The 3,297-nt window shown below is 58.3% G+C and carries 3 protein-coding genes; all 3 read right to left on the bottom strand.

Annotation, left to right across the window (positions count from 1 at the left end):
• On the bottom strand, positions 1 to 1,942 hold a 1,942-nt coding region (locus KBF66_RS19235; protein ID WP_296661329.1), incomplete at its 3' end, for a cobalamin-dependent protein.
• Positions 1,943 to 2,113: 171 nt separating this feature from the next.
• Entirely contained in the window at positions 2,114 to 2,581 is a 468-nt protein-coding gene (locus tag KBF66_RS19230) for a universal stress protein (protein ID WP_296661326.1), read from the bottom strand.
• Positions 2,582 to 2,619: 38 nt separating this feature from the next.
• Positions 2,620 to 3,297, bottom strand: a 678-nt coding sequence (locus KBF66_RS19225; protein ID WP_296661324.1) for a TRAP transporter large permease subunit, incomplete at its 5' end; no start/stop codon positions are given.

Raw genomic sequence — 3,297 nt, 5'->3', positions numbered from 1 at the left:
AGTCAAACGCCGTGCTCAGGCGCTTGGCGGCCATGCCCGAGCTGAGTAACTTGAAGCGTTTGTTGGTGCGAAACGGGTCGCCTTCGCCAGCAAACATACGCGTCGGGTCTTCGTTTTCGCGCTTGAAAGCAAAAGTGCCGGCGGTGTACGGGTAGCTGCCGGGCACGTTGTCGAGCATCAGCCATTTGAGGATTTCACCGTGGTCCTCATACTGTGGCAAGCACACCTTGCGGATGGTGGTGCCGCTGAGGGTCTTCAGGGTCAGCTGAGTGCGGATTTCTTTGTCACGAATCTTGACGACGTATTCGTCACCGGCGTAGGCAGCTTGCATCGCTGGCCACTGGGCCAACAATTTGGCACAGGCCGGGTCTTGCGTGCTGCGGCGCTGCTGCGCCAGTTGCAGCACAGCGGCTTGGGCATCGGTGTTTGGGGCGCAGCCACACGGGTCTGGTGCTACCAGCATCTGGCCGCTGGCTTCAAGTTGCTGTATTTCGCGTGCCAGCCGGGCCTGGGCCCGGGCTTTTTTCTTGTAGCCCCGTACCGTGTCGCTGATTTCAGCCAGATAGCGGGTGCGCGCCGCCGGCACGACCGGGCTCTGGTTGGTGCTGTGACGAACATTCACTGTAGGCAGTTGTGATTCGCCTAGTGGCAGCCCCAGTTCGCCCAGACGAACTTTGAGCGCCTGGTACAGCGCGGTCACGCCGTCGTCGTTAAAACGCGCGGCCATGGTGCCAAACACCGGCATCTGCTCGGGCGGCACGGTCCAGGCTTCCTTGTTGCGCTGTACCTGTTTGGCCACGTCACGCAGCGCATCGCTGGCACCTTTGCGATCAAACTTGTTGATGGCGACAAACTCGGCAAAGTCGAGCATGTCAATTTTTTCGAGCTGGCTGGCCGCACCAAACTCGGGCGTCATGACATACATGGGCACGTCCACATGGGGCACGATGGCCGCATCGCCCTGGCCAATACCACTGGTCTCCACCACAATCAGATCAAACCCCGCCACCTTGCACGCCGCAATCACATCGGGGAGTGCCGCGCTGATCTCGCTGCCAAAGTCACGTGTGGCCAGGCTGCGCATGAACACCCTAGGGCCGTTCTGCCAGGGATTGATGGCGTTCATACGAATGCGGTCACCCAGCAAGGCACCACCACTCTTGCGTCGGCTAGGGTCAATGCTGATGACTGCCACACGCAAACTGTCATTCTGGTCAAGGCGAAGGCGGCGAATCAATTCATCGGTCAATGACGATTTGCCAGCACCTCCGGTTCCGGTGATGCCCAAAACGGGTACTGTTTTTGTAGCAGCAAGTTCTTTTAGAGAAAGCGCTAGAGCCTTAAAACACTCAGAAAATTCCGCTTTGGCCACGCCAGAGGCGGTTTCATTTTCAAGCGCGGTCATCAGTTGGGCCAAAGCGCGCCAAGCCATCTCCGTGTGCCCCTGAATGGCTTCGAGCGTCGTGGGGGCGTAGCCAGTCAGGTCATGGTCACAACGCTTCACCATGTCGCCAATCATGCCTGCCAAACCCATGCGCTGGCCGTCTTCGGGGCTGTAGATGCGAGCCACGCCATAGTCTTGCAGTTCGGCAATTTCGCTGGGCACAATCACACCACCGCCACCGCCAAACACCTGAATGTGTTCGCCGCCCCGGCTTTTGAGCAAATCAACCATGTATTTGAAATACTCGACATGACCTCCCTGGTAGGAGCTCAGGGCGATACCTTGTGCATCTTCCTGCAAGGCGGCGGTCACCACTTCGTCCACACTGCGGTTGTGACCCAGATGAATCACCTCGGCACCCATGCTTTGCAAAATGCGCCGCATGATGTTGATGGCGGCGTCGTGCCCGTCAAACAGGCTGGCCGCCGTGACAAAACGCACTTTGTGGGTGGGGCGGTACTGTGCCAGTGCTTTGAAGTCAGCGGACAAATCGGTCATGGCGGGTGTCTCCGGGCAAATTCATGGTTTTTTGGGCTCACTACTGCAGGCATGGTCGGATAGCCGCGACCTACCAGGCGATTGACGTTAACGTAAACGTCAATCAAGCCAGCGATGTTAACCGGAGTTTTAGACTGCGTCAGCCGGTATTGAGCGCCAGTCCGGCCAGACTCAGCTTCTTGTCGTGTCTTCGCGCACCAGCATGAGCGAGATGCTGGCAATACGCACCAGGTTTTCGGCCACGCTGCCCAGCAGCATGCGCTGAAAGCCGCGTCGGCCGTGCGTACCGACGACGATGAGGTCGGCATTCCAATCCTGCGCGGCGTCGGCAATTGCTTCGGCCGGGCGTCGGTGCTCGGCCATCACCAGTTGCCGCACCACCTCACAGCCGGCAGCCTTGGCCCGGGTCACTGCTGCGTCGAGCAAGTGTTCCCCTTGTTCATGGATCTGCCCGGTGACCTTGTCAAGACCTTCCACATACCCGTGAATGTCGAGTCCGCCGTGGTTGACGATGGCACCATCATCCACATGCGCAATGCACAGCGTTGCCCCCTGCGACTTGGCCAACTGGATCGCCTCGTCAAGCGCCTTGACGGCACAACTGCTGGCGTCATAGGCAACAAAAATTCGCTTGTACATGAATCAGGAACTCCGGAGGTGGGGGTGGCATCGCATCATCAGCCACCATACATTTGTTTGGGCAGCCACAGGATCAGGTCGGGATAGGCAAAACAGACCACCACCATCAGCATCTGCAGCAAGACGAAGGGAATGATCCCGGTGTAGATATCGCCAATTGTCACTTCCTTGGGGACCACCCCTTTGAGGTAGAACAATGAAAAACCCACCGGTGGCGTCAGAAACGATGTCTGCAACATCAAGGCCATCAGGATCAGGAACCAGGTCTGGTCAACACCGGCGAGCTTGAGCACGGGCGCCAGCAGCGGCACAATGATCAGCACAATCTCGAACCAGTCGAGGAAGAAGCCCGCCACAAACACCACCGCCAGCACCACAATGGTCAGACCCGTCGGCCCCAGCCCCAGGCCCTTGAAAAAGTCGGTGATCACCTCATCACCACCGATCAGCCGCAGCACATAGGCAAAAACGGTGGCGCCAATGAAGATGGCAAAAATGAAACAGGTGGTTAGCGTGGTCTCAACACCGACGTCCCGAATGGTCTTGAGGCTTAGCCTGCCGTTGATGGCAGCCAGCACCATGGCACCGGCTGCCCCCAGTCCGGCGGCCTCGGTGGGTGTAGCAACACCAAAAAAAATCGACCCCAACACCAGCAGAATCAGGCCAAAGGTTGGCACGGTGGACAAAAAGGCCATCGCAATCTCTTTGCCAGTGGG

Origin of the sequence: Rhodoferax sp., assembly GCF_018063565.1 — a bacterium.
Classification (GTDB): Bacteria; Pseudomonadota; Gammaproteobacteria; order Burkholderiales; family Burkholderiaceae_C; genus Rhodoferax.
Note: the sequence above shows the minus strand (reverse complement) of the source record. Positions and strands in the feature narration are given on the sequence as shown.

Bases quoted from the DNA above. Each gene is read 5' to 3' on its own strand.
- KBF66_RS19230 (WP_296661326.1), bottom strand. From the start codon at position 2,581: ATGTACAAGCGAATTTTTGTTGCCTATGACGCCAGCAGTTGTGCCGTC.